The 1,862-nt window shown below is 48.5% G+C and carries 1 protein-coding gene and 1 pseudogene; both read left to right on the top strand.

From position 1 onward, the window contains the following. Positions 1-1,283: hypothetical protein (locus tag ACIP02_RS27300; RefSeq protein WP_400622926.1), on the top strand; the 1,283-nt coding region annotated here is incomplete at its 5' end. Positions 1,284-1,287: 4 nt separating this feature from the next. After that, positions 1,288-1,862 (top strand): annotated as a pseudogene (locus tag ACIP02_RS27295) (hypothetical protein); the annotation flags it as partial.

The raw sequence follows: 1,862 nt of genomic DNA, 5'->3' as shown, positions 1-1,862 counted from the left end.
CCGGCCAGGCCATCGCGGAGAATCCCTTCAGCGAAGAGGTACAGAAATACCTGAAGAATGGCATGGCGCAGGTTGAGGAGATGAAACAAATCCGCGTCTCCGGGAGCCGGACAGTGACCATCGAAATGACCACCACTGCGCGCGTGAAACCCAACTTCCTCGGGTTGCTTACCACGGGCGGCGGCGGTGGCTTGAACGCGGGAATGCTGTGGTTCAACGTGATTTCGCTCAAGACGGCTTACAACAGCCTGCAGCAAAGTGATGCGCCGGAATACACGATGGGGTTTGCTTCGTCGATTTTTGGGGTGATTGGTGCAGCATCGGCAACGCTGGTTAGCGTGCGGGCAACGCAGAAAGCCTTAATGTTGAGATTGAGTTCAACTGCACCTGGGATGGCTTTTGGTAATGGAGTTATCAAACACTTAGGCAGCAATTTATTCGCTCGCGCCTCTGGGTATCCAGCAATTATTCTGGGGTTAATTTCAGACATATCAAAAGGGTATCGGCAATCACAAAATGGCAGTTTCAAATCAGGTGCTTATACTGCTGCTGGTGGATTCACATCTGCCGCTGGGGCCGCGCTTATGCTGGAAGCGAGCCTCGCGATCGCTGGACCAACATTTTTTATTCCCTTTGCGGGCTGGGCTGCAGCAAGCCTGGTGCTTGTCGGTGCCATGGTGCTTGCCGGTGGGCTTTACCTACACGCTAAAGCCAACGAGCGGCTCCATAGTCCAATAGCGTTATGGGCAAGTAGAAGTATTTTTGGCAAAAGAGAAAATGATGGAGAGGTCCGCCCCGAGATAAAGTTAGACCACCAAGGATTTCTCCCTGGCTTCGCCAATATCAACGAAGAGCTGGAATATTGGCATATTCTAAACTACACCCCTAATATACTAACGACTCAACAAACAACACTATTAAGGCTTGAAGGGTTTACTACGAGACTGAGTTTAGACAACCATTGGCCAGCACCGGACTGGGCAACAATAATCCATAGCCATATAAACGAGGGCACGCCCACTATAGAGTTCACCGTGCTGCTAAAAGATTTTATAATTGGGCAAAGTCAATGGCATGGCGCACTGGAAGCTATGGACTTCGGCAACACCTCAATCGCCCTACACAAAGAGCCGACCTGCCACTTAACTTCCGCAGGACTTGTTTTACATTACAAAATTGATAGAGCTAAAACCAAAAGCGCCACGCTATCAATAAGATATCAACCTAATCAAGGCTTATCCCCCAGCGCGTATTCAGTCTCAAACTTTTATGTCGAAAGGTAGGACCATGGCCACAGTATGGCTATTTAGCCCACACAAAAAAACTGACGCCCAACCAACAATTCACGGACAAGTTTCAAAACTGACGAGCTCAGTATTACAGTTAAAAAACCCATGGGTTTCTGATTCAGTCTTCATGGCCAAAATGTATACCGCTTCGATTTTAGTCATAGCGCTTGTATGCTATACAGGCCTCCTGAATCTCTCGATCAATTACGAACAGGAAGGTGCCTATGCATTTATCGCAATACAACTCCTGGGACCATTTATTTTCACACCCTTCTTAGCCTATCGAATTTTCTTCATAAAGAACCTTTCTGAGATTTGCTTCAATAGATACACTAAGAAAATCTATTACAAACGATTAAGCAAACTCATAGTCTTCGACTGGAACAACATTGGAGGGGGTGTATTCAAACGCACTGAATTCGGAGGTTCATCATTCAGCACAAGCTACGCCCTCGCCTTCGCCCCGCGCCGCGAGGATGGCAGCCTCCACCAAAAAGACTGCCTATGGGTCGACAGCAATGAACCCACCGATCCCGACACCCGACACGTCGCCGAAGTCTGGGAATACCTCCG

This window comes from Pseudomonas sp. NPDC089408, from assembly GCF_044749445.1.
Classification (GTDB): Bacteria; Pseudomonadota; Gammaproteobacteria; order Pseudomonadales; family Pseudomonadaceae; genus Aquipseudomonas.
The sequence above is the reverse complement of the archived record's forward strand: the minus strand, read 5'-3'. Positions and strand labels throughout refer to the sequence as shown.